This window comes from Stenotrophomonas sp. YJH_SMC_29 (genome assembly GCF_059371235.1).
This window is the reverse complement of record NZ_JCAFUK010000015.1, coordinates 43,933-68,486: the sequence shown is the minus strand read 5'-3', so window position 1 is coordinate 68,486 and position 24,554 is coordinate 43,933. Positions and strand designations below refer to the sequence as shown.

The following is a 24,554-nucleotide window of genomic DNA, read 5'->3' as shown; positions in this document are numbered from 1 at the left end:
CACCGCCGCTCAGGCGGTGGCCAGTGCAGCGAATCCTGCGGCCAGGCGGTCGCGCACCAGCGCGTCGCGCGCGTCGCGGCTTCCGGAGCCCAGCACCACGGTGACCAGGCGCACTGGCTGCTCCCGCCCGGGTACTGGCCGGCAGGCGGTCGCCGCCAGGCAGAAGCCTGCGGCCCGGGTATAGCCGGTCTTCAGGCCATCCACGCCGTCCTCGCCAAGCAGGGCGTTCTGGTTGCTGCGGTTGACGCTGCGATGCGCGAACGCGCGCTGCGCGGTGATCGCCAGTATCTGCGGATGATCGTTCAGCAGGCAGGCGGCCAGCACCGCCATGTCGCGCGCGCTGGAGGCGTGATGCGGCGTGGTGATGCCAGAGACGCTGGCGAACCAGGTGCTGCGCAGGCCGAGCTGGTGCGCGTGGTGGTTCATGCGCTGCAGGAATGCGGCCTGCGATCCGTCCAGGTGGCGCGCGATCGCCAGCGCGGCATCATTGCCGGAGACGACCATCAGCCCTTCCAGCAGGCGCGCCAGCGTGATCGTTTCGCCCGGGACCAGGCCCATGCGTGTTTCATCATCGGCTACGGCATGCACATCCTCGGCGGCGATGGTGACGGCGTCGTCCCAGCAGCGCCCGCGCCCTTCAACGCACGCATAGGTGGCGTAGGCCGTCATCAGCTTGGTCAGCGATGCCGGCTGGCGCGCGGTGTCGGCATGGTGCTGGTGGATCACCGCCAAGGAGCCGGCCTCGAGCGTGATCGATGAGACCGGCAGGTGTGCAGGCGCAGGAGACGGCATGGCAATGGCCGATGACAGGGGCGATCGGCAAGGATAGTCCGCTGCGGCTGCATGAAGCTGCACCATCGAAGCGCGGCCTGCGGCCTGCGGCCGTTGCGGACCTGACGGCCGCGGTGCAGGAAGGCCTGCCGCGCCCACGGTAACGCCCGGTTGCGTCCGGGCTGCAGCACAGGCAGCCTGCGCACATGCACGCGGATATCCGTACCGACGGCCGGGTCTTTGCCTATGTCTTCCCCTGCGCATGGGAGGATTACGCGAAGATCGGCTTCTCCCGTGATCCGCTGGGGCGCATCACTGCACTGCACCGGCGCTGGTTCGAGTTCTTCGATCTCGATGCGGGCCTGTTGGTGGAGGCCGAGAACGAGCGCGAGGCCCGCGATCTGGAGCTCCGGTTGCGCACGCCGCTGAAGGCACACCGCGCGCCGGCGCCGATGACGGTGCACGACAAGGCCGGCGGGCACACAGAGTGGGTGCGCGGTGCCAACCAGGCACTGTTGATCGCCGTCGAGGCGTTGAACGACCAGGGCTACCGCTGCTACCCGCTGCGGGCATGGTTGCGGGCCGCATGGGAACTGCGCCTGGACCGACTGCACGACTGGGCGGCGGTGCAGCTGCCGGAAGACGAAGGCCTGCGCATGCCCGGCGGGCCGGGCGAGCGCGCCCTGCGCGACACGCTGGACGGAGTGCGGGCGCTGGACATCGATCCGATGCCGTGGCTGCCCGAACACGTTCAGCGCTGGTATGCCCGCTGAGCGAACGGCCTCAGCGGGAGCGCGGGCGTGGCGCCGGCACGGACGGCTGCGGTGCATGCCGCGGCGGGGCCGCAGACGGGCTGGCCAGCTGCCGCGCCAGTTCAGCGTTTGTCACATGGCCGTGCAGGAACAACAGGCTGCCGAAGATGTTCATGAGCGTGCCTCCACTTGAGTGGACTGCACGATACGGGCAGCATGGGTGCCGAAAAAGCGACATTTCCGCAAGCTAGCCTTGAGAGGAATTCAAGCCGGATGTCCCGTCCCCCGCTTCACGCCCTGCAGGGCTTCGTGGCCGCCGCACGGTTGGGCAACCTGTCGCGCGCGGCGGCGGCGATGAACCTGACCGTCAGCGCCCTCAGCCACCAGATGCGCCAGCTGGAAGAGCGCCTGGGGCACCCGCTGCTGGTCCGCCAGCCGCGTGGCGTCACCCTCACCCTGGAGGGCCAGCGCCTGCTGGAACAGGTGGGCCCGCATCTGGATGCGATCAACGAAGCCTTCCAGCCCTATGCCGCGCGCGCCGAACACGTGCTGACGATCAGTGCGGTGCCCTCGATGGCCTCGGCGTGGCTGGTGCCGCGCCTGGGACACTTCGTGGCAGCACACCCCCAGATCGAGATCAATCTGCAGTCCAGTGAACGCCTGGTCGATTTCGAGCGGCAGCGCCAGTTCGACGCGGCCCTGCGGCTGGGCAGCGGGCAATGGCCGGGCCTGGTGGTGGAACCGCTGTTCGATGAGTGGCTGCTGCCGATGGCCAGCCCGGCGCTGATCGAACGCATGGGAGGGACCGACCTGGTGCCGCTGAACCAATGGCCGCTGCTGGGCGACCCCGATGGTGCGTGGGGCGCATGGTTTGCACTGAGCGGTCAGCGCCCTCCGTCGCGCTTCGTGGCGGTGCTGGATGATTCGGAGGCGCACCATCGCGCGGCACTGGACGGGGTGGGCGTGGCGCTGGGGCGGGTGACGCGCGCGCGCCTGCTGCTGGACTCCGGCCAACTGGTGGCACTGTCCAGCCAGCGCCTGAAAACGGCTTGGCCCCATTGGCTGGTCTATCCGCAGCGGTCTGCCCGTCATCGCGGCTTCCTTGCCTTCCGCGACTGGCTGCACGCACAGGCCGACGAGCACGTGCGGCACATGGAAAACGCGCGCTTGTAACGTCGAGCATGGCTCGACGCTACCGTCATCGGACCAGCGTCACCGCTTGCCCGGCACGGCCGAACGCGGCTTCCAGCAACGGGCCGGCCTTGATCGCCTCCACCTCGTCGAACAGGGCCTGCAACGCTTCGGCCGGGCGCGAGGCCGGCGCCGCCACGGCCTGCTGGATCGCGGTGAAGCGGTCGGCCAGGACGCGATGGCCCGGGTGTGCCTGCGCCCAGGCGGCAAGCGGCTGGCGCACGCCGGCGGCGGCATCCAGGCGCTGCTGCGCGAACAGGCGGATCGCCGCTGCCGACGTCTCGGCCCGCTCGATCGTGGCGTGGCGCAGTTCGCGGCTGAGGAACAGGTCATAGGCCGCCCCGCGCCCGACCGCGATGCGCAGGGCCTCGCGGTCAAGGTCGTCAACCTGCCGTGCAGGGCTGTCCTCGCGCACCAGGTAGGTACCTTCGATCTCGACGTAGGGCGCACTGAAGGCGATGCGGTCGGCGCGCGCCGGATCGATGGCCAGGAAAGCCAGGTCCCAGCCATCCTCGCTGGCCGCAGCGACCACCGAGGCTGCGGCGTCGTGACAGCGGAAACGTGCCTGCACGCCGATGCGTTGCGCCAGTGCGGTGGCCAGTTCCAGTGACGGCCCGCGGGGTGAACGCGCATCGCCCTGCGCCAGGACTGGATTGCCCAGGTTGATGGCCACGCGCAGAAAGCCCAGCGGTGCCAGCGCACCTCGGTGTTCGGCCAGGGACATGCAGGACTCCGCGGGGAAGGGGCCGTCCAGCATGCCAGTGCTGCCCTGCAAGGGAGTGTCAGTATCCGGCTAAGCTGCGCGCATGAATCCGATTCTGCACGTCGAGATACCGGTCCGTGACCTGGCCCGGGCCATCACGTTCTACCAGCACTGGCTGCAGGTGGTGGTGGACGCCCCAATCCTGCTGCATGACTGCAGGATGGCCTACCTGCCGTTTGCCGACGAGGCCGCCGGTGCCAGCATGGCGCTGGTGCAGGGAGCCGACTACCAGTCGTCCGAGCACGGGGCGCGCATCTACATCGGGGTTGCTGACCTGGACGCCAGCCTCGGCCGCGCGCTGAAGGCGGGCGCGGAGCTGCGCTTCGGCCCGGCCGATGCCGGCCACTGGCGCGTGGCCGAGATAGTGGACAGCGAAGGCAACCGCATTGCGCTGCAGGCGCGCAGGATGCCGTAGCGCCGAGCCCATGCCCGGCGGCTGTTGATGACGCCGCCCGCCAGGCATGGCACGACGCTGCGCGTGCATCCGCTACATCGTCGCGGCGCGCGAACGCTGCAGCCAGTCGTTGATCGCCGGGTCCAGCCGTGGATCGTCCGGCAGCCGCAGACCAAAGCGCTGCTGCAATACCTCGCGCACGTCGCCAACATCATGCAGCGGGCGCTTGTCCGGTGCCTGCCCGGGGCGGTATTCGGTGTAGTTGCCGCTGCCGATGGTGCGTCGCCAGTCCGGCCCGGTCAGTGACGCGCGCAGCTGGCCGGGGAAACTGGAATCGGGATGCGTGCACACGTACCAGTTGCCCACCACGTTGTCGATCGGTGCCGGTGCCTGCAGGTCGAAGCGGTGCATCGCCCGCCAGCCATCGCTGGATTCGGCCGACAGCACGAAATCACCGTCACTGGGCAGTCGCCGCAGCCGATAGCGCTCGTGCGGCGTGGCCTGCGGCTGTGGATCATGCAGGCGCAGCGGCACGGTCGGCGTGAGGCTGCCGAAACCGGCATCCACCAGCCAGTCATCGCCGTCCACCTCAACGCGCAGCAGCAGATGGGTGCGCGCGGTCAGTTCGCCGTCCTGGGCGGCCAGCAGTACGCGCGCGCTCAACGGCTGCGCATCGAATCCCAACGCCTGCAGCAGCGCCAGCAGGCCGCCATTGAGTTCGAAGCAGTAACCGCCACGGCGCTCGTCGAGCAGCTTGCGCTGCACGCTCTCCAGATCGATCGGTACGGCATCGCGCAACAGGCAGCTGAGGGTCTCGAACGGCAGCAGCGCATTGTGGCGCTGCTGCAGCAGGGTAAGGCCCGCCAGCGTCAGCGGTGGCGGCGCATCCAGCTGCAGGCGTTGCAGGTAGCGGGGGACATCGAGCGTCGTCATGCAGTCACCGGGGGGGGAGGGGAGGTCCACTGTGCTCCCGCAACCGGGGTTGAGGTCAAGCGCGGCGGCAGTGTCATGCCGCCGTCGCCTGTCCCCGGTACAAATAGCGCGTCCCCCGCCGCCGGTGGCGCTGGGAGGAAAATGCCCTAAAGTCGCTCAGGTTCCGGCCGATACAGGTGCGTCTTTCCGCCTGGAGTCTGTCATGTCGGCCGTTGTCCCCCACCTCCGGTCCGTGCGCACGCGCCTTGCCGCGTTGCGCTCGGCATCCCCCGGCCTGCTGCTGTGGCTGCAACCGCACCGGCTCAGCGTGGCCAACAAGCTCAAGGCCACGCTCTGGGTGTGCGGCCTGGGCCTGGTTGCGATCGCCGCCGTCTACGCCTGGACCGGCCATGCCAGCGCACAGGCGGCGCGCAGCCAGGCCAGCTACCAGCGCGGCAGCGACCTGGCCGCGAGCCTGGCTACGCGGGTGGCCGAGGCGCGCCGCCTGCAGACCCAGTATGCGCGCAGTTTCGACGATGCCGACCGCGCGCAGCTGCTGGCTACGCAGAAAGCGCTGCAGCTCGATCTGCAGGCGCTGCGCGCGATGCCGATGGATGCCGGGCGGCGCAAGGCGCTGCAGGCGTTGACCGAGGCCGCCGGCGCGTTTTCGCAGGGTGTGGCTGCCCTGTTCGAACGGGTCGATGAGATGGGGCGTGGTGATGCGGGCCTCGCCGCGCAACTGCAGCAGGCGGCCGACACCCTGCAGGCACAGGTGGATGCGCTGCAACGGCCGTCGCTGGCGTTGTCCCTGCAGAAGATGCGTCGCCAGGAAGCGCTGCTGCTGCTCGACGGGGATTCCACCCACGCCGACCGCGCCAGCGAGGAAAAGCTGCCGTTCGACCTCGCGCTGGCGGGCCTGCCCACCGATGTGCAGGACACCCTGCGCAGCGGGATGGAGGCGTATCAGGCCGCCGTGCTGGCATACACCGCTGCCCGCGTCGGCCTGGATGTGGAAGCACAGTCGCTGCTGGATACCGCCGCCACCGTGGCCCCGGCGCTGGCCGCGTTCCAGCAGGCGCAGGTCGCCGCGCTGGCCAATGCACAGGCGCGCCAGCAGGCCGGGGCCCGCGCCATGAGCGTACTGTTCGCGCTGACCCTGCTGCTGGTTGCCGGTGTGCTGATCACCAGCCTGGTGCTGGTGCGGCGGGCGGTGCGCCAGCCGATCCAGGACACCCTGCGCTTCGCCAGCGACATCGCCGACGACCGCCTGGACACCACGCTGCGTGTGTACAACGCCAACGATGAGATCGGCCAGCTGGCCCAGCGCCTGGTGGAGATGCAGCAGCGCCTGCGCGCACGCATCGAGACCGAGCGTGCCGTGGCGCGCGGCAACACCCGCGTGCGCCAGGCACTGGACAGTGCGCAGGCCGGCCTGATGGTGATCGATGCCGAAGGCCGGGTGGCCTATGCCAATCCGGCGCTGCTGCAGCAGCTGGAACGCCCGGCCGAAGCGCTGCTTGGCGGCGAAGCCGTGCGCCTGCATCCGGCGCTGGCCAGCCTGGCCGGCATGCGCCAGCGCGAGGAGTGCGAGATCAGCCATGCCGGCGTCCGCTACCAGTTGATCGCCAATGCCATCATCGACGAAGGACAATTCCTCGGCGTGGCAGTGGAGTGGCGCAGCCGTGCGCTGGAAACCCTGCTGGAGACCGAAGTGGCAGCGCTGGTCGATGCCGCCGCACAGGGCGACCTGCACGGCCGCATCGGGCTGGACGGCAAGCAGGGCTTCGTGCGCACGCTGTCCACCAGCATCAATCGCCTGCTGGCCACCTTCGAAAGCAATCTCGGCGATCTGCAGGTGCTGCTGGCCGCACTGGCCCGTGGCGATCTGAGCGTGCGCATGGAAGGAGAACTGCAGGGGGTGTTCGCGCGCATGCGCGACGATGCCAACGCCACCGTCGCGCAGCTGGGCCACATCGTCACCCGCATCCAGCAGGCAGCCTCCCGCCTCGATGCCGGCGTCGGCGAGATCGTTGCCGGTCACCATGACCTGTCGCAGCGCACTGAACAGCAGGCCGCCAATCTGGAGGAGACCGCCGCCTCGATGCATGAGCTGACCGATACCGTGGGCCGCACTGCCGACGCCGCCGGTCGCGCCGATGCCCTGGTCCAGGGCGCGGCGGCAGTGGCCCGGCGTGGTGGTGAGGCGGTTGGGCAGGTGGTTGCGACCATGCACGGCATCAGCGAGGCCTCGCGGCGGATTGGCGACATCACCCAGCTGATCGATGGCATTGCCTTCCAGACCAACATCCTTGCCCTGAACGCGGCGGTGGAAGCGGCGCGCGCCGGCGAGCAGGGCCGAAGCTTCGCCGTGGTGGCTGCAGAAGTGCGCCTGCTGGCGCAGCGCAGTGCCGAGGCGGCCAAGCAGATCAAGGGGCTGATCGAAGATTCAGTGGCGCGTGCCGGCCAAGGCAACCTTCAGGCCGGGCAGGCCGGCGCGACCATGGGGGAGATCGTCGGCAGCGTGCAGCAGCTGGCCGATCTGCTTGCCGGCATCCGTCGTGAGTCGCAGGACCAGCATGCAGGTATTGCGCAGGTGAAGCAGACCATCGTGCAGATGGAAGCCAGCACCCAGCGCAATGCCAGCCTGGTGGAAGAGGCCGGTGCCTCGACGGCGCAGATGCAGGTGCAGGTGCATGCCCTGGCCGAAGCGGTGGGCGCATTCCGCCTGCAGTCGATGCCACAGGCGCGCGCGGCGGCCTGAATCTGCCGGTGGTGCCGGTGGTGCCGGCCGCTGGCCGGCACCACCGAATCGTTCAGTACACGTCGCGGCGGTAGCGTCCGCTTTCCAGCAGCGTTTCCACTGCGTCCTCGCCCAGCGCGCCACGCAGTACCTGGTCCACGCCTTCGGCCATGCCCTGCAGCGAGCCGCAGACATGGATCACCGCGCCGCGCTGCAGCCAGTCGCGCAGCGTATCGCTGGCCGCCTGCAGGCGGTCCTGCACATAGCCACCGTCGCCATCGCGCGAGAACGCCAGGTCCACCCGCGCCAGATGGCCCTGCGCCTGCCAGGCCTCGATCTCGTCGGCGAACAGGAAGTCGTGTGCCCGCTGGCGCTCGCCGAACAACAGCCAGTGCCCGTGCTCGCCGGCATGGGCGGCTTCGCGCAACAGGCTGCGCAGGCCGGCAATACCGGTGCCGTTGCCGACCAGCACCATCGACGCATCGCCCCGGCGATGGAAACCGGGATTGCGATGCACCCGGGCGACGATGCTGGCGCCGATCGGCGCATGCAGCGTCAGCCATCCCGAGCCGAGCCCGGCACGGCCGGACGTGTCATGCACCAGCCGCACCACCAGCTCCACCACGCCATCGTCGGCCGCGGATGCGATCGAATACTCGCGCCCTGGCAGCAGCGGCAATCCGGACAGCCACAGGCCAGGGTCCTGCACCGCCAGTGCGGCGTCGGCGCCGGGCAGTTCGCGTTCACTGGCCAGTGCCAGCAGCGTGCGCGGCTGGCCGTCCACCAGCAGGGGCAGCAGCGGATCCAGCCCATGTGCCTCCAGCACGGCACTGGCATGCTGCGCGTTGTGGCGAGGCGCGATATGCAGGATATCGCCGGCCTGCCACTGCACCGTGCTTGGCGCCGCAAGGCGCACACGCCAGATGGCCCCGCCGAGGCTGCCCGGGTTGAGGCGTTCGCGCCCGAGCAGTCGCCACTCATGCATCTGCGTGGCAGCAGGCAGCACGCTGTCATCGGTGACGATGCCGGTCAGCGCGCCCAGTTGTTGCTGCCATCGGCGCAGGGCCGGAACGGCCGCAGCATCGACATCGATGCGTTCGAACAGGGGGCGCGCGCCGTTGTCGAGCAACCAGCCATCGACCTGGCGGCCGAAGCCGCAGTAGCGCGGATACTGGCGGTCCCCCAGCGCGAGCAGGCCGAACCGCAGGCCCGACAGGTCCGGTGTCTGCGCCATCAGCTGGCGTGCCGCGCGCCGCGCTGCATCTGGTGGCTCGCCATCGCCAAACGTGCTCAGCACAAGCAGCGCCTGCGATGCCTGCTGCAGCTGGGCGGCGTCGATCCGGGCCAGCGGCAGCACCTGTACCGGATGGCCAGCGGCCTGCAGCTGCGCGGCCGCACGCCACGCCAGCTGTTCGCCCAGTCCACTCTGGCTGGCATGCAGTACCAGCCACGGCGTGCCCTCACCGTCGGCGACCGGCGGTGTCAGCGACTGGCGCAACCCTCGCGCGAGGCGCTGGCTGCGACGGCGATCCAGGTACAGCAGCCAGCCAGTGATGAAGAACACGCTCATGGCTGCGCTGCTGAGCATCACCACGACACGCCCCGGAAGCCCGAAGTAACTGCCCGAGTGCAGCGCGAACACGCTCGTGGCCAGCTGGCCGCCCGCGCCCTGGCGTGCATACGGGCGCGCCTCAAGCACCGCACCCGTGGCCGGGTCAAGCTGCAGCAGGTCGTGTGCGCGGTCATGCTGTCCACCGCGCTGCGATGGATCACCGGCCATCACCCGCACGTTCAGTGCCTGCCCCGGCTTCTCCGGCAGGCGCAGGTCGATGTAGCCGGTGCGCACGCCGGGCAGGGCGTACAGCGTGGTTTCAATGCGTTCCAGGTCCAGGGCGGCATCGGGATCGACCTTGTGCCTGGCGGCCGGCGCGACGCCCAGCAGGGAATTGGCAGCGCTGCGGTACCCGTCGAACGACCACCACAGGCCGGTCAGCGCACTCATCAGGTAGATCAGCAGCACCCAGGTGCCAAGCACCGAGTGCAGGCTCCACAGGAAGCCGCGGCCGCTGCGTTTCCACTCGATCGCCAGCCAGCTGCGCCAGTGCCACCAGCGCCGTGGCCAGCGCAGGTAAAGCCCGGACAAGGTGAAGAACAGCAGGGCGATGGCGCAGCCGCCGGTCACCCATTTGCCGCGGTCGCCAGCGGCAAGGTGGCGATGCAGGTCCTCGACGAAGTCGAAGAACGCCTGTCCGCGCAGCGTGCTGAAGCGCTCACCGCTGTACGGATCGAAGTACACCCAGTGTTCCTTGCCGCCGGCAAAGCGTGCGACCGACGGCCGCTGGCCGGTGGCGTCCACGCGCAGGCGTTGCAGCGGGCGTTCACTGCCGACCTGCAGCAGCGGCACCAGCTCGCTGAGGGCAAGCGGTTGCTGGCCGTCGGCATGGTGCGCGGCGATCTCGGCAAAGCCGGGATTGGCGGCGCGCAGCAGCTCGTCCTCGAAGGACAGCGTCGCGCCGCTCAGGCCCATCACGGCCAGTACGGCACCGGCGGTGATGCCCAGCAGCCAGTGCAGTTGGAACAGGACGTTCTTGAACATCGAAGGAGGAGGGCCCGGGAGGCTGCCGCCCGCATCCTGCGCAACAGCAAATGAGAATTAGTCGCGGAATTCTCCGTGGCGCCCCGCCTGCGGTCAAGCAGGGGCCAGCGGCCGGGCGCGGCCCGGCACCCGTGGTAGTGCCGGGCGCTGGCCGGCAATCTCGGAAGCAACAGCCAACGCAACAGCAACAGCGGGCATTCCGTGGGATGACGGGATGGGTCCAGTTACGGCGTGTCCTGACCACCCGCAGTGCCCCGCCATCCCACGGAATGCCCGCTTCTTGCTTTTGCTGTTGAAATTGCCGGCCAGCGGCCGGCACTACCCGCAGTTGAAATTGCCGGCCAGCGGCGGGCACTACCCGCAGTTGAAATTGCCGGCCAGCGGCCGGCACTACCGCAGGTGCAGGGCGCGGTGCTGTCGATCCCTCATTTCACCCAGCGGTCGATCTCGCCCTGGGCGAACGGCCCCAGCTTCGCCTTGACCAGCCGCCCCTGCGCATCGAACAGCACGCTGTAAGGCAGCAGGCCCTGCGCATTGCCCAGCTGCACGCTGGCATCGCGTGGCCCCGGGGTCTCGATCACGATCGGGTACTCCACCGGCACCCGCTGCAGGAAACCGCGCACGTCGTCCGCGGTATCCAGCGCCAGGCCCAGCACCTGCACGCCGTTATCGCCCTGCGCATCGGCGAAGCGCGCCAGCTCGGGCATCTCTTCCACGCAGGGCGCACACCAGCTGGCCCAGACATTGATCAGCAGCGGGCGGCCGGCGAAGCGCTGGCGCAGGTCGAGGGGCTGTCCCGCCAGGTCCGGCAAGGTCAGCGCCGGCAGTTGATCGCCCACCTGCAGCGTGGGCGTCGCGGCAGTGGCTGTGGAAGCCGTCGCTGGCGTGGCGGGTGCGGGCGGGGCGGGTGACAGTCGATGCCCGGCCCACAGGCCGAGGCCGGCGGCCAGCACCGCTGTCCACAGCAGCGCGGGCCGTTGCCACTTCATCGTGCGGTGCGCAGCAGCGCTTCCTCGACCACCGCCTGGGTCAGCAGGGTCGGCAGCACGGTCGGCGGCGCGCCGGGGCCGTACACCACGTACAGCGGCACGCCCACCGCCTTGTGCTCCTCCAGGAACGTGGTGATCTGCGGGTCGACGTTGGTGTAGTCACCGCGCATGTACACCGCGTTGGTGCGCTTGAGCAGTTCCTTGAACTCCGGCCGTGACAGCACCGCGCGTTCGTTGGCCTTGCAGCTCACGCACCAGTCGGCGGTCATGTTGACGAACACCACGCGGTTGTCGGCGCGCAGGCGGTCCAGCAACTGCGGCGAATACTCGACCACGTTGTCGCTGGCGGCCTGTGCGGCCCGCGCCGGCGGTGCCAGCTGGGTCACGCCCCAGGCCGGAACCAGCGCACCGATCGCCAGCAGCACGCCGAGCAGGGTCACCGCACGCGAGCCGGTCCAGCGGTTGCGTTCAAACAGCCACAGGCCGAAGGCGAACAGCAGCAGGCCACCCAGCACCAGTGCCATGCCGTCCACGCCACGCTGCTTGCCCAGCACCCACAGCAGCCACAGCGCGGTGGCGTACATCGGGAAGGCCAGCACGTGCTTGAGCGTTTCCATCCACGGCCCGGGCTTGGGCAGGCGGCGTGCGAGCGCCGGCACGAAGCCGATCAGCAGGAATGGCAGGGCCAGCCCCAGGCCGAGGAACAGGAACACGGTCATCGCCTTCAGCGGCGGGGCAATGAACGCGTAGGCGATCGCGCCGCCCATGAACGGACCGACACAGGCACTGCCGACCACGCAGGCCAGCGCACCGGTGAAGAAATCACCGGCCGGGCCACTGCGGCTGGCCAGCGACTGGCCCAGGTTGCCGATGCCACCGCCGAGGGTGAATACGCCGGACAGGCTCAGGCCCACCGCGAACATGATGTAGGCCAATGCGGCCACCACGCCCGGGTGCTGCAACTGGAAGCCGATGCCGACGGCGTTGCCGAGCGCACGCAGGCCCACCATCAGCGCACCGATCACCGCGAACGCGACCAGCACGCCCAGCGTGTACCAGAGCGCATGGCTGCGCGCACGCTGCGGGCTTTCGCCGCTCTGCGCCAGGCTCAGCACCTTCAGCGACAGGATCGGCAGCACGCAGGGCATCAGGTTCAGGACCAGGCCACCGGCCAGCGCCAGCAGCAGGACCCAGACGAACGAACGATCCGGATTCGGCGTCGTCACCGGCGGCCGCGTGCGCAGTGCGTTGTCACCGCGCGCATCGTTGGCGAATGCAGTGCCCGCGGTCGCGCTGCCGGCAGCGGTAGCGGCGGCGTTCTCGTTGGGCACGGTCGGCAGCAGGCGCAGCGGCGCGCCGTCGGCGGATTCGCGCGGCGCACCGGCGGCCGGCAGCGGGCTGACCATCGCAGTGCGTGCTGGCGCCGGATCGCTGCCCGTGCTGAGCTTGCCGGCCGGAATCGACAGCTTGACCCGGCGGGTCATCGGCGGGTAGCAGATGCCATCGGTCTGGCAGCCCTGGAAGGTCACCACCAGGGTGCTGTCGACCGCGTCGGTGACGGTGCGGCGCAGCGGCAGCGGCACTTCCACCTGGTTGAAGTAGACCGAGACATCGCCGAAGTGCTCGTCGCGATGCGACTGCGCGGCCGGCCAGCGTGGGGTGTCGGCGAGCACGCCGGCGCTGCCTTCCAGCTTCAGCGAGGTGCGGTCGCGGTACAGGTAATAGCCCGGCGCCGGGCTGAAGCGCAGCAGCAGGGTGTTGCCATCGCTGGCGATGGCATCGAAGCCGAATGCCTGTTCCGACGGCAGCGGCAGCGCCTGGCTGTTGCTGGCCGCACCCGGCAGGCGCAGGCCGCCGCTGTTGCCGGCACCGGCCAGCGGGTTGTTGAACGGGTTCGCCGCACCGGTACGCGCGGCAGGGGGCACGGACGCGGCACCGGCGCCGGGCAGGGTGACCTGCACCACGCGCTTCTGCGGCGGGTAGCAGACACCGGCATCGGCACAGCCCTGGTATCGCACTTCCAGGCTGATGGTGCCGGAGGCCTCGGTCGGCGTGCCGGGCAGGGTGGCCTGCAGGCGCTCGCGATAGGTTTCGACCTCGCCGAAGAAATCGTCGTGGTGGCGGTCGCCCTTGGGCATCTGCAGCGCGCCGGCATTGAAGGCGGGGTCGGCCTTGACGCTGGTGCGGTGGCGATAGAGGTAATAGCCCGGCGCGATCTTGAACTGCAGTTGCACCTGGCCACGTTCGGGGGCGGTCGCGGTCAGCGCGAACGCCTGGTCCACCGGCAGCAGGTCCTTCTCATCCAGGGCGAAGGCGGGCAGCGAGAGCCACAACAGGGCGCACAGGGCGGCGCCACGCGCAAACAGAGTCTTCAATCAGTGTCCTCCCGGGTCTGTGCCCGGATCCAATCCAGATACGCCGGCAGGCCGGCCCGGGCTTCGACCGCGATGCACTCCGGGAGTTCATACGGATGCAATTCGACGATCCGGGCAATCGCGTCATCGACGCGGCTCGCGGTGGTTTTCACCAGCAACTGCAGCTCGGCGTCGGTGGTCACCTCGCCCTGCCAGCGGTAGGTCGACTGCGCGCCATCGAGGCGGGTCACGCACGCGGCCAGGCGCTCGCCGACCAGCGCGTGCGCGATGCGCTCGGCACTGGCCCGGTCCGGGCAGGTGGTCAACAGCAGCAGGACGGGATCGACGGTCGACATGACCGTCGAGTATAGGGCCGCCACCGGGCCAGGGCCCGGCGGCGGCCGTGGACCGCTGCGTTGCGCGGTCAGTTGGCCAGCTGGCAGGTGGCCGGCTTGGCCGAGGTGAACAGGGCCGGGGTGGCCCACTCGGGGTGGTCGATGAACGGGTTGCGGTTGCCCTGGAAGCTGTAGACCACGTCATTGCGCGCACGCTCGGCATCATCCGGCGGGTCGGACAGGTGCCAGTCGATCAGGGTCGACAGCAGGCCCATGTAGGCCGGTGAGCTGCTGGTCTTGACGATCTTGCTGCGGTCGTCGGTCAGCTCCAGGTCCGGCTCGGACTGGCCGGTCGCCGCATCCTTGCCGCCCTCGTAGCGGATCGCCATGTACATCACCGCACGCGCCATGTCGCCCTTGCGCTTGCCCCACACCTCGAAGGTGCCGGTGTTGCCGTCCGGCGTGCGCACCCAGTTGGAGTTGCCCGGATAGCCACCGCTGCCGCCACCCTGGCCGTTGTTGGCCTCGGTGGCGCGCTCGCCGCAGCTGGCGTCGCACTTGCCGAACGGCTTGTTGCCACGATCGGCGTTCCACTGCGCATCGGTCAGGTACAGCATGTGGGTGTCGGTATACGGCGCGTACGGCAGGCCCTTGTCACCGGTGGTGGTGGCAAAGCCCAGCGAGTTCGGCCAGGTGTGCTCGCGGTTGTACTTCAGGCCACTGCCGCTGCCGGCGCGATCGGTCACCTTGGCGTAGCTGTGGTTGCGATACGCATCCAGGATCCTGCCGGAATTGTTCGGATCCTCGTCGGCGATTTCCAGGATGGTCCAGGTGCTGGTGCCCGAGCCGCTGTACGGATAGGCGGTATGGCCCTTGATCGTGGCGTGCAGCGAACAGCGCAGCTGGCTGGGGCTGCTGGTGTTGACCTTGGAGTAATAGCCGGCCGGCACGCCGGGGTTGCCCGGGTCCGGATTGCCGCCGGTGCTGGCCACGGTGAAGGCAATGCGGCTGTCGGCGGCCGGGTGAGCGCCCTGCAGGTCGGTGATGCGCGCGGCGCGGATGTCGAAGCGGCAGGCTTCACCGGCCACCAGCGCGGTGTTGGTGGACAGCTTCACGCTGCGGCCGCTGGCCGGGAAGGTCAGCGGCACGCTGCCGGAGGTACCGCAGCTCAGGGCGAAGGCGCCGCTGGCCAGGTTCACCGTTTCGCTGAACACCACTTCCAGGTCGGCGGCGGCCGGGAAGGTGCTGCTGCCCTGCGCCGGGGTGGTGGTGGACACCGACGGCGGCGTGTTGGGGCCCGGGGTGCCGCCGCCGCTGAAGGTCTGTCCGTTGTTGCAGGTGCCGAACGTCTGGCCGGCCGATTCGGCCCAGGTGAAGTGGGCGTACTGGCTGCCGCTGCCGGTCAGCTGCAGCGACGTGCCCGGTGCCGTGCTGTTGGTCTCGGCCACCGGGATGTTCTGGCTGGTCATCCCCGCGGCGGGGCCGCCGGACGCGGTGATGGTGCCCTCGTAGCTGAGGAACTGGACCACCTTGCCGCTGGCATCGACCAGCGCGATGCCATCGTTCGGGCCGTTCTGGATGCCGTTGGTCGGGTAGTTGACCACGGCGATGGTCGCGCTGCCGCAGCTGGCGGCGGTGCCGGCCGGGACCGGCGTGTTGGCGTAGACCACGGCCGCCGATGCGTTGGAACCGTTGTACAGGTACAGGCGGTAGCCGGACAGGTCCTCGCCGGCGGTGGCCACGACCTCGATCGCTTCGCCGACGTCACCGGCGGCGGTGCTGTCGTCGTAGTGCAGTTCATTGATGAAGACCTCGGCCTGGGCCGGCGCAGCGGCCAGGGCCAGCAGGCAGGCCGCGGCAAGCGGTGACAGCAATCGCATCGACTCCTCCTTGTGATTGGGAATGCCCGGTCGAGCCTAAGGCCGATCCAGTGACACTTTGTCGTAAATGAACGTCAGATATCTGACAGTGCGACGCTTGTCACCGAAATTGGCGGGATCCCGACCAGCGCCAAGCGACACGGGCGGGAAAAATTTTTTTGATGCCACCCTTGAAAGGAGGGCGCGGGGCTCCATCTCTGCCCTGCTCCCGACGTTGTCGGGTTTCTTCACGTGCGGTTCTGGCACTCGCCTGGGGTGAGTGCTAACATCGCCGGACTTTTTTAGACCAATCAATCACTTAAGAGGTCTCCTATGAGCATCAAGCCGCTGCACGACCGCGTTGTGGTCAAGCCGATCGAAGCCGACGAAATCTCCGCCGGTGGCATCGTCATCCCCGACTCGGCCAAGGAAAAGTCCACCAAGGGTGAGGTCGTGGCCGTCGGCCCGGGCAAGCCGCTGGACAACGGCAACGTGCGCGCGCCGTCGCTGAAGGTCGGCGACAAGGTCATCTACGGCCAGTACGCCGGCAGCTCGTACAAGAGCGAAGGCGTCGAGTACAAGGTCCTGCGCGAAGACGACGTGCTCGCCGTCATCGGTTGAGCCTCCGCGCGACCTGTTTCAACCTGACCCCCAAATCCCAGCCGCCGGGCATCGTCCGGCGCTACCAATGAGGTAAATGCAATGGCTGCCAAGGATATTCGTTTCGGTGAAGACGCCCGTTCGCGCATGGTGCGCGGCGTCAACGTTCTCGCCAATGCCGTCAAGGCCACCCTGGGCCCGAAGGGCCGCAACGTCGTGCTGGAAAAGAGCTTCGGCGCCCCGACCATCACCAAGGACGGCGTCTCCGTCGCCAAGGAAATCGAACTGGCTGACAAGTTCGAGAACATGGGCGCGCAGATGGTGAAGGAAGTCGCGTCGCGCACCAACGACGACGCCGGCGACGGCACCACCACCGCTACCGTGCTGGCCCAGGCCCTGATCCGCGAAGGCGCCAAGGCCGTTGCCGCCGGCATGAACCCGATGGACCTCAAGCGCGGTATCGACAAGGCCGTTTCGGCCGCCGTCGCCGAGCTGAAGAACATCTCCAAGCCGACCGCCGACGACAAGGCGATCGCCCAGGTCGGTACCATCTCGGCCAACTCGGACGAGTCGATCGGCCAGATCATCGCTGACGCGATGAAGGAAGTCGGCAAGGAAGGCGTGATCACCGTTGAAGAAGGCTCGGGCCTGGACAACGAGCTGGACGTGGTCAAGGGCATGCAGTTCGACCGCGGCTACCTGTCGCCGTACTTCATCAACAACCAGCAGTCGCAGACCGCTGACCTGGATGACCCGTTCATCCTGCTGCACGACAAGAAGATCTCCAACGTCCGTGACCTGCTGCCGGTGCTGGAAGGCGTCGCCAAGGCCGGCAAGCCGCTGCTGATCGTGGCCGAGGAAGTCGAAGGCGAAGCGCTGGCGACCCTGGTGGTCAACACCATCCGCGGCATCGTCAAGGTCGTGGCCGTCAAGGCGCCGGGCTTCGGCGACCGTCGCAAGGCGATGCTGGAAGACATGGCCGTGCTGACCGGCGGCACCGTGATCTCCGAAGAAGTCGGCCTGTCGCTGGAAAAGGCCACCATCAAGGACCTGGGCCGCGCCAAGAAGGTGCAGGTCTCCAAGGAGAACACCACCATCATCGACGGCGTCGGCGACAAGGCCAACGTTGATGCACGCGTGGCGCAGATCAAGACCCAGATCCAGGACACCTCTTCGGATTACGACCGCGAGAAGCTGCAGGAACGCGTGGCCAAGCTGGCCGGCGGCGTTGCCGTGATCAAGGTCGGCGCCTCGACCGAAATCGAAATGAAGGAAAAGAAGGATCGCGTCGACGACGCCCTGCACGCCACCCGTGCAGCCGTTGAAGAAGGCGTGGTCCCGGGCGGCGGCGTGGCGCTGGTGCGCGCGATCACCGCGCTGGCCGGCCTGAAGGGTGCCAACGAAGACCAGAACCACGGCATCCAGATCGCCCTGCGCGCGATGGAAGCCCCGCTGCGCGAGATCGTGGCCAACGCCGGCGACGAGCCGTCGGTCATCATCAACAAGGTCAAGGAAGGCACCGGCAGCTTCGGCTACAACGCGGCCACCGGCGAGTTCGGCGACATGCTGCAGTTCGGCATCCTGGACCCGACCAAGGTGACCCGTTCGGCCCTGCAGAACGCGGCCTCGATCGCCGGCCTGATGATCACCACCGAAGCCATGGTTGCCGAAGCTCCGAAGAAGGACGAGCCGGCCATGGGTGGCGCCGGTGGCATGGGCGGCATGGGTGGCATGGGCGGCATGGACTTCTAAGTCCACGCCCCTGGCATCGGGTGCCGGCCCTGGGCCGGCATCCCTTCCCGTTGCAAAAGAAGAACCCCGCCGCAAGGCGGGGTTTTTCGTTGCGCGGTTGCCGCCGCCGCAGTGCATCGCTACGCTCGGTGGCCATGCCTACCTCGTTCATCGTCGTTGACGACTTCCTTGCACCGGCCGACGCGCACGCCCTGCGCCAGGCGGCGCTGGGCCTGACCTATCCGGTACAGGACGGCGCATTTCCCGGTCGCAACTCTCTGCAGCGGCTGGAACTGGACGGCCTGGCCGAGGCGGCGTCACGGCTGGTCAACGAACCGCTGCGGCCGGTCAATCCGCTGCAGTCGCACGGCAAGTTCCGGCTGACCCTGGCCAGCGATGTCGGCCGCGCGAAAGTGCACGCCGATCACTCGCACTGGTCGGGCATCCTCTACCTGAGTGCGGCCGAGCACTGCGAGGGTGGCACCGAGTTCTTCCGCCACCGGCGTACAGGCACCGAGCGCATGGCCCTGGATGCGGCAGAACTGGCAGCGCTGGGGTATGCCAACGGCGGCGACATGCATCGCGACATCATCGAGCGCGACAGCAACGACGACAGCCAGTGGGAAATGACCATGCGCATCCCGATGCGCTTCAACCGGCTGGTGCTGCTGCGGCCCTGGTTCTGGCACACCGCCGGCCCGGCATTCGGCGACCGCCCGGAGAATGGCCGGCTGGTGTACCTGATGTTCTTCGAGCAGGCGCGCTGAGCGGAGCAGGCATCCACGCATGGCGTGGATCTACAAGTGCACGGTTTCGCTGGTAGATCCACGCCATGCGTGGATGCGCCCGTCCAGCCGCACGCGATACGCAGGCGTCATCGCACCCTCATTCGACGAAGGCCTTCGACGCGCCGTACTCCCACTGCCACGGCACGCCCGTATCGCCCAGCACGAACGCCACCAGTGCCGGGAAGGTGGCCTCGGCCCGCACATCGTTGCCCAGGATGACCACGCAGCGCTGGTGCCGCTCCACGCACACCAGCGTGTTGCCCACCGCATCGTCGTGGCCGCCCTTGTAGAACCCTGCGCCCTGCGGGCCGCGGAACGTCACCACGCCCAGGCCGGCGGCCAGACCCTTGTGCTGCCGGGCCGCAGGCAGCTCTGGCTGCAGCGTGGGAAACTGGCTGGCGGTGGTGATCGGCAGCTGCGGCCGCACCAGCTCCCTGCGCATTGAAGCCGACAGCCCGTCGCCGCGCACGTAGCCGGCGGCGAAGCGGGCCATGTCGGCGATCGTGGTGTCCATCGAACCGGCCGCACGCACGCGGCTGCGTTCATCGTGCGGCACCGTATCGCCTTCGGCGGTCCAGCCGTCGGCCAGGTTGCCGGCGAAGTCCGCGCGCCACGTCATGCTGGTGCGCGTCATGCCGAAGCGGTCGAAGATGCGCTCCTGCATCAGCGTCCCCACGTCCTGGCCCAGCCGCCCGCGTTCGATCACGAACTGCAGCAGGATCAGTCCGTCGCCGGAATACCCGTAGCGGGCGCCCGGGTTGAAGTGGAACTTCAGCCGGCCATCCGGTTCGAGAAAGCCGAAGTTGGCGAAACCGCTGGCGTGATTGAGCAGCAGGCGCGGCGTGAGCTGGCGCCAGCGCGCATCGCCGGCCAGCACGCTGTAGTCGGCGTACTTCTTCGGTTCGGGCGGATACGCCGGAAGCGGTTTGTCCAGTGCGGTGGCAATGCTGGCGTCCAGCTGGATCGGCGTGTCCTGCGCCAACTGCGCGACCAGGTGACCAAAGGCCATCTTGGTCAATGACGCGGCGTACATCACGGTGTCGGTGCGCAACGGCTCGCCCGTGGCGTTGCGTTCACCATAGGCGGCCACATGCACGACCTTGCCGCCATCGACCACGGCCAGTGCCATGCCGCGCGCATGGGCGGCCCGCATCAGGCGCTGTGCTTCGGCATCGATGCGGGCGGGCGAGGGCAGTGGAGGCGGCGCGGCCAGCACGGCCAGCGGGAGCAGCGTCAGCAACATCAGGACTGCACGGCGCATGCGTGGAACTCCTGGCGGGACCGGGCGGATGCTACGCCAGCCAGGTCCCACCGTCATGGGCCGGAGGTCAGCCGGGCCGGCGCAGGCAGATCCGCGCCGCCCCCGCACCGATGTCCACCTGGCCGCCGCGCATCGCATCGGCACCGAGGATCAGCGCCGGTCGTGCCTCCAGGCCGATCGCCTTGAACACCGGCAGTTCGCTGATCCGGACCTCCATCGAAGGGTGCTGCCAGCCGCCGCCGTTCATGCCGGGCAGGGTGTACAGCCAGGTGGCCTGCGCACCGCCACCCAGGCCTTCGGTGCCCTTTGCACGCAGGCGCACCCGTGCATCGCTGCCGTCGGTGCGCAGCCCCAGTGCGCGGGCGGCTTCGGCATTGAGTACGGTCTGTGCCGCGCCGGTATCGACCACGGCGACCGCCTCAACGCCCGGCGTGCCCAGCGTCAGCATGATGAAGCCGAACTGGTGCAGGCCAGCGCTGCGCCCGGGCAGTGCATTGGGCTGGCAGCCCGGTCCCTCCAGGTTCAACCGCCCGGGCGTCCACAGCGCCAGCTGCTCGCGGCCGAAATCCCAGCGGGTGTCCCAGCGCCCGGTCAGATCATTGCCGATCAAGCCGTCGATCGCCGGGTCATCGTCTTTCGCCAGGGAGGACAGATCGACCTGCATGCCACTGGCATTCAATTGCCAGCTTCCCAGTTGCCACGCCGTGCTGCGCATGCGCTGCAGCCGGGCCGCGTTCGCGCTGGCACCCTGGGCCTGCGACACGGCCGCTTGCGCATCGTCCAGGCCATAGCGCCGGACCACGCGTGCATCGACCAGGGTTGCCCCGGCGGCACTGTCGACCACAAAGCGCAGCGGTTCCGCGCGTCCGTCCAGCGAGACGGCCACCGCCGGGTGGCCGCCCTGCATCCACATCGGCAGGACGTGCTCGGGGGCGTCGGATGCCCACGCGGGCAGCGCGGCAGCAAGCAGGGAGAGAAGGATGAGGCGCAAGGGAAGGCTCCGCAGTGATCATGGGGCGACCATTGGCGCGCTGCGGCGTATCGCAGGAATATCAGTGTTGATACCGTCCTGATACAGACCTGCCCGATACTGTCTGCATGAGTACTTCTGCCCGTGTCATCGTCGTCGATGACGACGCCAGCATCCGCGACGCCATCGCCGATTGCCTGCTGCTGCACGGCTACCAGGTGCGCGTGGCGGCGGACGCCACTGCGCTGGACGTGCTGCTGCAGGTCGAACGCCCGGACGTGATCATCCTGGACTGGATGATGCCCGGCGAAGATGGGCTTTCGGTCTGCCGGCGGTTGCAGGCGCGGGCCATTCCGATCCTGATGCTGTCTGCGATGGGCAGCGCACCCGATCGGGTCATCGGCCTGGAGATGGGCGCCGATGACTACCTGGCCAAGCCGTTCGATCCCCGTGAGCTGCTGGCGCGGGTGCGCGCGTTGCTGCGTCGCCAGCACAAGCTGCGCGCCCAGGTGCCCAGCGAGCTGCGGTTTGCCGGTTGGCGGCTGCTGCCCGAACAACGGCGCCTGCTGGCGCCGGATGGAAGCGAACTGGTGCTCAGCCGCGGTGAATTCAGCCTGCTGCTGGCGCTGGCCGAGCGGCCCGGGCGGGTGCTCGGCCGCGAGCAGCTGCTGCAGCTCAGCCGCGGCGAATCCAGCGACACGGTCGATCGCGCAGTCGACCTGGCGGTCAGCCGGCTGCGCCGCAAGCTGGGGCAGGCCGCGCCGGGTGCCGAAGCCCTGGTGCAGACCTCGCGCGGTGAAGGCTACCGCTTCGATGCCGCGGTACAGGTGCTGTGAGCGGCCGGTGGTCCACTGCACGCTGGATCGCGATGCTGGCCCTGGCCAGCTTGCTGCTGGCGACCCTGGTCAGCGTGGCGGTGGTCGGCTGGATGCCCCGTCCCGCGCCACCGCCGATGCGGCTGGACCAGGCCATGCAGGTGCTGCGCGGCGAACGGGAGGCCGCGCCGCTGGGCCTGCATCTGGCCCGCCAGGACGGGCCCCCGCAGGGCAGCGCCAGCGGCTGGCTCACGCAGTTGGCGGCGTTGCAGATGGGACTGCCGGCGAAGGACGTGCGCTGGGTCTGGAGCGGGCAGGGCAAGGCGCCCGACGTGCAGGTCATCGAGGGCGGCGCGGTGCTCGATGCGACCGCTCGGGCCGGTGTACTGAAGGCGCAGTCGGCGGTATTGACCGCCATGCAGTGGCCGCCGTTCGAACTGGGCGTGCGCCAGGCCGATGGACGTTGGCAGGTGGTCGGCAGCGATCACAGCGATCTGGCCGCCTGGCGCCGGCAGGTGATGCTCGCGCTGTTGGGCGGCGCGGTGTTGCTGGCGCCGCTGGCGGCATGGGCGTCGATACGGCTGGGGCGGCCGCTGCGCCGCCTGGCCGAAGCCAGTGCGCGTGCCGACCTGCAGGCCGAAGTGCCGTTGCCCGATGATGGCCCACGCGAAGTACAGGTGCTGGCCGCCGCGATCAGCACCGGTCGCCAACGCCTGCGCGCGCAGGCGCAGGAGATGACCCACATGCTGGCAGCAGTGGCGCACGACCTGCGCACACCCCTGACCGGTCTGCGCCTGCGCGCCGAGTTCGCGCCCGCGCCCCAGGCGGCGCGGATGGTGGCGGACATCGAGCGCATGGACGCGATGATCGAGCAGGTGCTCGACTACGCACGTGGCGAACTGCAGCCGCCGCAGATGCGCGCGCTGGATCTGGCGGCCCTGCTCGAGGACTGCGTGCAGGCGGCGCTGCTGCGCGGGGTGGACATCGTGCTGCAGGGCCCGGACACGTTGCCGTGGTACGGCGATGCACTGCTGCTGCGGCGCGCGGTCGACAATCTCATCGACAACGCCGCGCGCTACGCGGGGGCCGTGGAGCTGCAGGTGGCCCTGGCCGGCCAGGACGTGCAGCTGGATGTGATGGACCGTGGCCCCGGCATCGCCGAGGCCGACCGCGCACGCCTGCTGCAACCCTTCCAGCGCAGCGAGAGCTCGCGCAGCCGCACCACCGGCGGGGCCGGGCTGGGGCTGGCCGTGGCCGCCAACGTGGCCAGGCGACATGCCGGCCAACTGCAGCTGCTGCACCGTGAGGGCGGTGGGCTGATCGCACGCCTGCTGCTGGGAAGCACTGGCTGAAATTCACATCCGATTTGCCTGGCTCAGCCATCCTGCAATATAGTTAGGCACCTAACCACATGCGGACGCCAGATGATCGAAGCCAAGCACCGCGCTCTTCTGGCAGAAGCGCAGCGACGCGGCCACGCCAACATCGCGCCGCTGCACCTGTGCTTCCAGCTGCTCTCGTTGTCCTCGTCGATCGATCGCGACTGCGCCGCGCGGCTGGCACCGCATGGGCTCAGCGAGGGCCGCTTCATCGTGCTGTTCCTGTTGCACGGGGCCGGTGGCGCACTGCCGCCGCACCTGCTGGCCGAGCATGCCGGGGTGACCCGCGCCACCATCAGCGGCCTGCTCGATGGCCTGCAGCGTGAAGGCCTGCTGCAGCGTCGCAGCGATGACGGGGATGGCCGCCGTGTGCAGATCGTGTTGACTGCACCGGGAAAGCGCTTGGCCGAATCGCTGTTCGAGCAGCACACGCACTGGATCAGCGGCCTGTTCAACGGCCTGGACGCGGGTGAACAGCAGCAGTTGTCGCAGCTGCTGCACAAGGTCTGGCAGCACACGGACGCTGGGCGGGAATCCGCAGCATGAGCACGCCCGTTCCTGCGCAAAGGCTGCGTGCACTCAACAGTGGCAGCGCCGCTGCCACCCATCTGGCCGAATGCCTGGCCGTGGATTTCGCCGCGCTGCTGCAGGTGGTGGCGCCTGCCCTTGAGCCGGAAGCGCTGCAATGCATGCGCGATGCCTCAGGCAAGGGCATCACCCAGCGCATGGCGCTGGCGGCGCGGTTGCTGCACGAAGCCGGGCAGGGGGATCCTGCGCGTTGGCAGGCGCATGTCTCAGACACGGTGCGCGGCTGGGCCTGCTACCTGATCGGCAGCGATGCCGGCGCGACGCTGCCGGCCAAGCTGCAGGCGATGCGTCCGCTGGCTGACGACCCGCACTTCGGCGTGCGCGAATGGGCGTGGCTGGCGCTGCGTGCCGACATTGTTGCCGCACCCCTGCAGGCGCTGGCGTACCTGCAGCCATGGACGCAGGAAGCATCGCCGTACCTGCGCCGCTTCGCCTGCGAAGCGCTGCGCCCGCGCGGCGTGTGGGCCACGCATATCGCGCTGCTCAAGCGGCACCCGGAACATGCATTGCCGCTGCTGGAAGCGCTGGCCAACGACCCGGAGCGCTACGTGCAGGACTCCGTGGGCAACTGGCTCAACGACGCCGGCAAGACGCAGCCGCAGTGGCTGCGTGCGTTGTGCGCGCGCTGGCAGTACGAACACCACAGCGACGCCAATGCCTACATCCGCAAGCGTGCACTGCGCTCGCTCCGGTAGTGCCGGCCGCTGGCCGGCACCCCCCGGACCTTCAAGGAAGAAGCAGCATGTCGCACACCTTCATCGAGCGC

The 24,554-nt window shown here is 69.0% G+C and carries 21 protein-coding genes; 11 read left to right on the top strand and 10 right to left on the bottom strand.

The annotated features are described in order from the left end of the window. Nucleotides 1-9: 9 nt before the first annotated feature. The gene (locus tag AC5P9I_RS15965) at nucleotides 10-792 is read right to left on the bottom strand and encodes a D-alanyl-D-alanine carboxypeptidase family protein (protein ID WP_057495257.1); all 783 of its coding nucleotides are present in this window, start codon (nucleotides 790-792) and stop codon (nucleotides 10-12) included. A gap of 185 nt (nucleotides 793-977) precedes the next feature. On the opposite strand from AC5P9I_RS15965, the gene AC5P9I_RS15960 reads away from it, so the two are divergent. Together AC5P9I_RS15960 and AC5P9I_RS15955 are read left to right on the top strand one after the other, a co-directional pair. Beyond that, nucleotides 978-1,544 carry a GIY-YIG nuclease family protein gene (locus tag AC5P9I_RS15960; RefSeq protein ID WP_053461537.1) on the top strand — a complete coding sequence of 189 codons (567 nt, stop codon included), beginning with the start codon at nucleotides 978-980 and terminating at the stop codon, nucleotides 1,542-1,544. Between the two features lie 252 nt (nucleotides 1,545-1,796). Continuing rightward, on the top strand, nucleotides 1,797-2,696 hold the full coding sequence (locus tag AC5P9I_RS15955) for a LysR substrate-binding domain-containing protein (protein ID WP_130768240.1): 900 nt from the start codon (nucleotides 1,797-1,799) through the stop codon (nucleotides 2,694-2,696). 25 nt (nucleotides 2,697-2,721) lie between these two features. On the opposite strand, the gene AC5P9I_RS15950 is transcribed toward AC5P9I_RS15955, so the two are convergent. Further along, nucleotides 2,722-3,438, bottom strand: coding sequence for a transporter substrate-binding domain-containing protein (locus AC5P9I_RS15950; RefSeq protein WP_130768239.1), 717 nt, complete (start codon nucleotides 3,436-3,438; stop codon nucleotides 2,722-2,724). 82 nt (nucleotides 3,439-3,520) lie between these two features. On the opposite strand from AC5P9I_RS15950, the gene AC5P9I_RS15945 reads away from it, so the two are divergent. Then, a complete protein-coding gene (locus AC5P9I_RS15945) occupies nucleotides 3,521-3,892 on the top strand; it encodes a VOC family protein (RefSeq protein ID WP_057495256.1) in 372 nt (123 codons plus the stop codon). Between the two features lie 72 nt (nucleotides 3,893-3,964). Here AC5P9I_RS15945 and AC5P9I_RS15940 read toward each other — a convergent pair whose 3' ends face one another. Then, a complete protein-coding gene (locus AC5P9I_RS15940; protein WP_130768238.1) occupies nucleotides 3,965-4,804 on the bottom strand; it encodes an arylamine N-acetyltransferase family protein in 840 nt (279 codons plus the stop codon). Between the two features lie 202 nt (nucleotides 4,805-5,006). Here AC5P9I_RS15940 and AC5P9I_RS15935 point away from each other — a divergent pair, with 202 nt between their 5' ends. Further along, nucleotides 5,007-7,544 (top strand): methyl-accepting chemotaxis protein, encoded by a 2,538-nt coding sequence (locus AC5P9I_RS15935; RefSeq protein WP_130768237.1) that lies wholly within the window; start codon nucleotides 5,007-5,009, stop codon nucleotides 7,542-7,544. Between the two features lie 52 nt (nucleotides 7,545-7,596). On the opposite strand, the gene AC5P9I_RS15930 is transcribed toward AC5P9I_RS15935, so the two are convergent. From AC5P9I_RS15930 to AC5P9I_RS15910, 5 genes are all read right to left on the bottom strand, one after another. Next, nucleotides 7,597-10,119 carry a PepSY domain-containing protein gene (locus AC5P9I_RS15930; RefSeq protein ID WP_130768236.1) on the bottom strand — a complete coding sequence of 841 codons (2,523 nt, stop codon included), beginning with the start codon at nucleotides 10,117-10,119 and terminating at the stop codon, nucleotides 7,597-7,599. A 425-nt stretch (nucleotides 10,120-10,544) separates the two neighbouring features. Next, nucleotides 10,545-11,108: a TlpA family protein disulfide reductase gene (locus AC5P9I_RS15925; RefSeq protein ID WP_053461533.1), complete on the bottom strand. Its 564-nt coding sequence runs from the start codon at nucleotides 11,106-11,108 to the stop codon at nucleotides 10,545-10,547. Continuing rightward, nucleotides 11,105-13,483, bottom strand: a complete 2,379-nt coding sequence (locus AC5P9I_RS15920; RefSeq protein WP_130768235.1) for a protein-disulfide reductase DsbD domain-containing protein — start codon at nucleotides 13,481-13,483, stop codon at nucleotides 11,105-11,107. Before AC5P9I_RS15920 ends, AC5P9I_RS15925 begins: the two co-directional genes overlap by 4 nt. Then, on the bottom strand, nucleotides 13,480-13,818 hold the full coding sequence (gene cutA, locus AC5P9I_RS15915; protein WP_049470927.1) for a divalent-cation tolerance protein CutA: 339 nt from the start codon (nucleotides 13,816-13,818) through the stop codon (nucleotides 13,480-13,482). The genes AC5P9I_RS15920 and cutA overlap by 4 nt, the downstream gene beginning before the upstream one ends. 68 nt (nucleotides 13,819-13,886) lie before the next feature. Continuing rightward, a complete protein-coding gene (locus tag AC5P9I_RS15910; protein ID WP_130768234.1) occupies nucleotides 13,887-15,677 on the bottom strand; it encodes an endonuclease in 1,791 nt (596 codons plus the stop codon). A 312-nt stretch (nucleotides 15,678-15,989) separates the two neighbouring features. Here AC5P9I_RS15910 and AC5P9I_RS15905 point away from each other — a divergent pair, with 312 nt between their 5' ends. From AC5P9I_RS15905 to AC5P9I_RS15895, 3 genes are all read left to right on the top strand, one after another. After that, nucleotides 15,990-16,277: a co-chaperone GroES gene (locus AC5P9I_RS15905; protein ID WP_005411227.1), complete on the top strand. Its 288-nt coding sequence runs from the start codon at nucleotides 15,990-15,992 to the stop codon at nucleotides 16,275-16,277. Nucleotides 16,278-16,358: 81 nt separating this feature from the next. Beyond that, nucleotides 16,359-18,008, top strand: a complete 1,650-nt coding sequence (gene groL, locus AC5P9I_RS15900) for a chaperonin GroEL (RefSeq protein ID WP_005411226.1) — start codon at nucleotides 16,359-16,361, stop codon at nucleotides 18,006-18,008. Between the two features lie 134 nt (nucleotides 18,009-18,142). Next, on the top strand, nucleotides 18,143-18,754 hold the full coding sequence (locus AC5P9I_RS15895; RefSeq protein ID WP_053505355.1) for a DUF6445 family protein: 612 nt from the start codon (nucleotides 18,143-18,145) through the stop codon (nucleotides 18,752-18,754). 118 nt (nucleotides 18,755-18,872) lie between these two features. Here the strand turns inward: AC5P9I_RS15895 and AC5P9I_RS15890 are convergent, their stop codons facing one another. Both AC5P9I_RS15890 and AC5P9I_RS15885 read right to left on the bottom strand, forming a co-directional pair. Continuing rightward, complete coding sequence (locus AC5P9I_RS15890) at nucleotides 18,873-20,036, bottom strand: serine hydrolase domain-containing protein (protein WP_049470933.1); 1,164 nt, start codon at nucleotides 20,034-20,036, stop codon at nucleotides 18,873-18,875. Nucleotides 20,037-20,103: 67 nt separating this feature from the next. Further along, a complete protein-coding gene (locus AC5P9I_RS15885; protein ID WP_130768233.1) occupies nucleotides 20,104-21,027 on the bottom strand; it encodes a pepsin/retropepsin-like aspartic protease family protein in 924 nt (307 codons plus the stop codon). A 107-nt stretch (nucleotides 21,028-21,134) separates the two neighbouring features. Here AC5P9I_RS15885 and AC5P9I_RS15880 point away from each other — a divergent pair, with 107 nt between their 5' ends. From AC5P9I_RS15880 to AC5P9I_RS15865, 4 genes are all read left to right on the top strand, one after another. Continuing rightward, nucleotides 21,135-21,842 (top strand): response regulator, encoded by a 708-nt coding sequence (locus tag AC5P9I_RS15880; RefSeq protein ID WP_049470937.1) that lies wholly within the window; start codon nucleotides 21,135-21,137, stop codon nucleotides 21,840-21,842. A 32-nt stretch (nucleotides 21,843-21,874) separates the two neighbouring features. Further along, nucleotides 21,875-23,173: a sensor histidine kinase gene (locus AC5P9I_RS15875; RefSeq protein ID WP_130768232.1), complete on the top strand. Its 1,299-nt coding sequence runs from the start codon at nucleotides 21,875-21,877 to the stop codon at nucleotides 23,171-23,173. A gap of 72 nt (nucleotides 23,174-23,245) precedes the next feature. Next, nucleotides 23,246-23,746 (top strand): MarR family winged helix-turn-helix transcriptional regulator, encoded by a 501-nt coding sequence (locus AC5P9I_RS15870; protein WP_049470940.1) that lies wholly within the window; start codon nucleotides 23,246-23,248, stop codon nucleotides 23,744-23,746. Beyond that, nucleotides 23,743-24,483: a DNA alkylation repair protein gene (locus AC5P9I_RS15865; protein WP_130768231.1), complete on the top strand. Its 741-nt coding sequence runs from the start codon at nucleotides 23,743-23,745 to the stop codon at nucleotides 24,481-24,483. Before AC5P9I_RS15870 ends, AC5P9I_RS15865 begins: the two co-directional genes overlap by 4 nt. Nucleotides 24,484-24,554 lie beyond the last annotated feature (71 nt).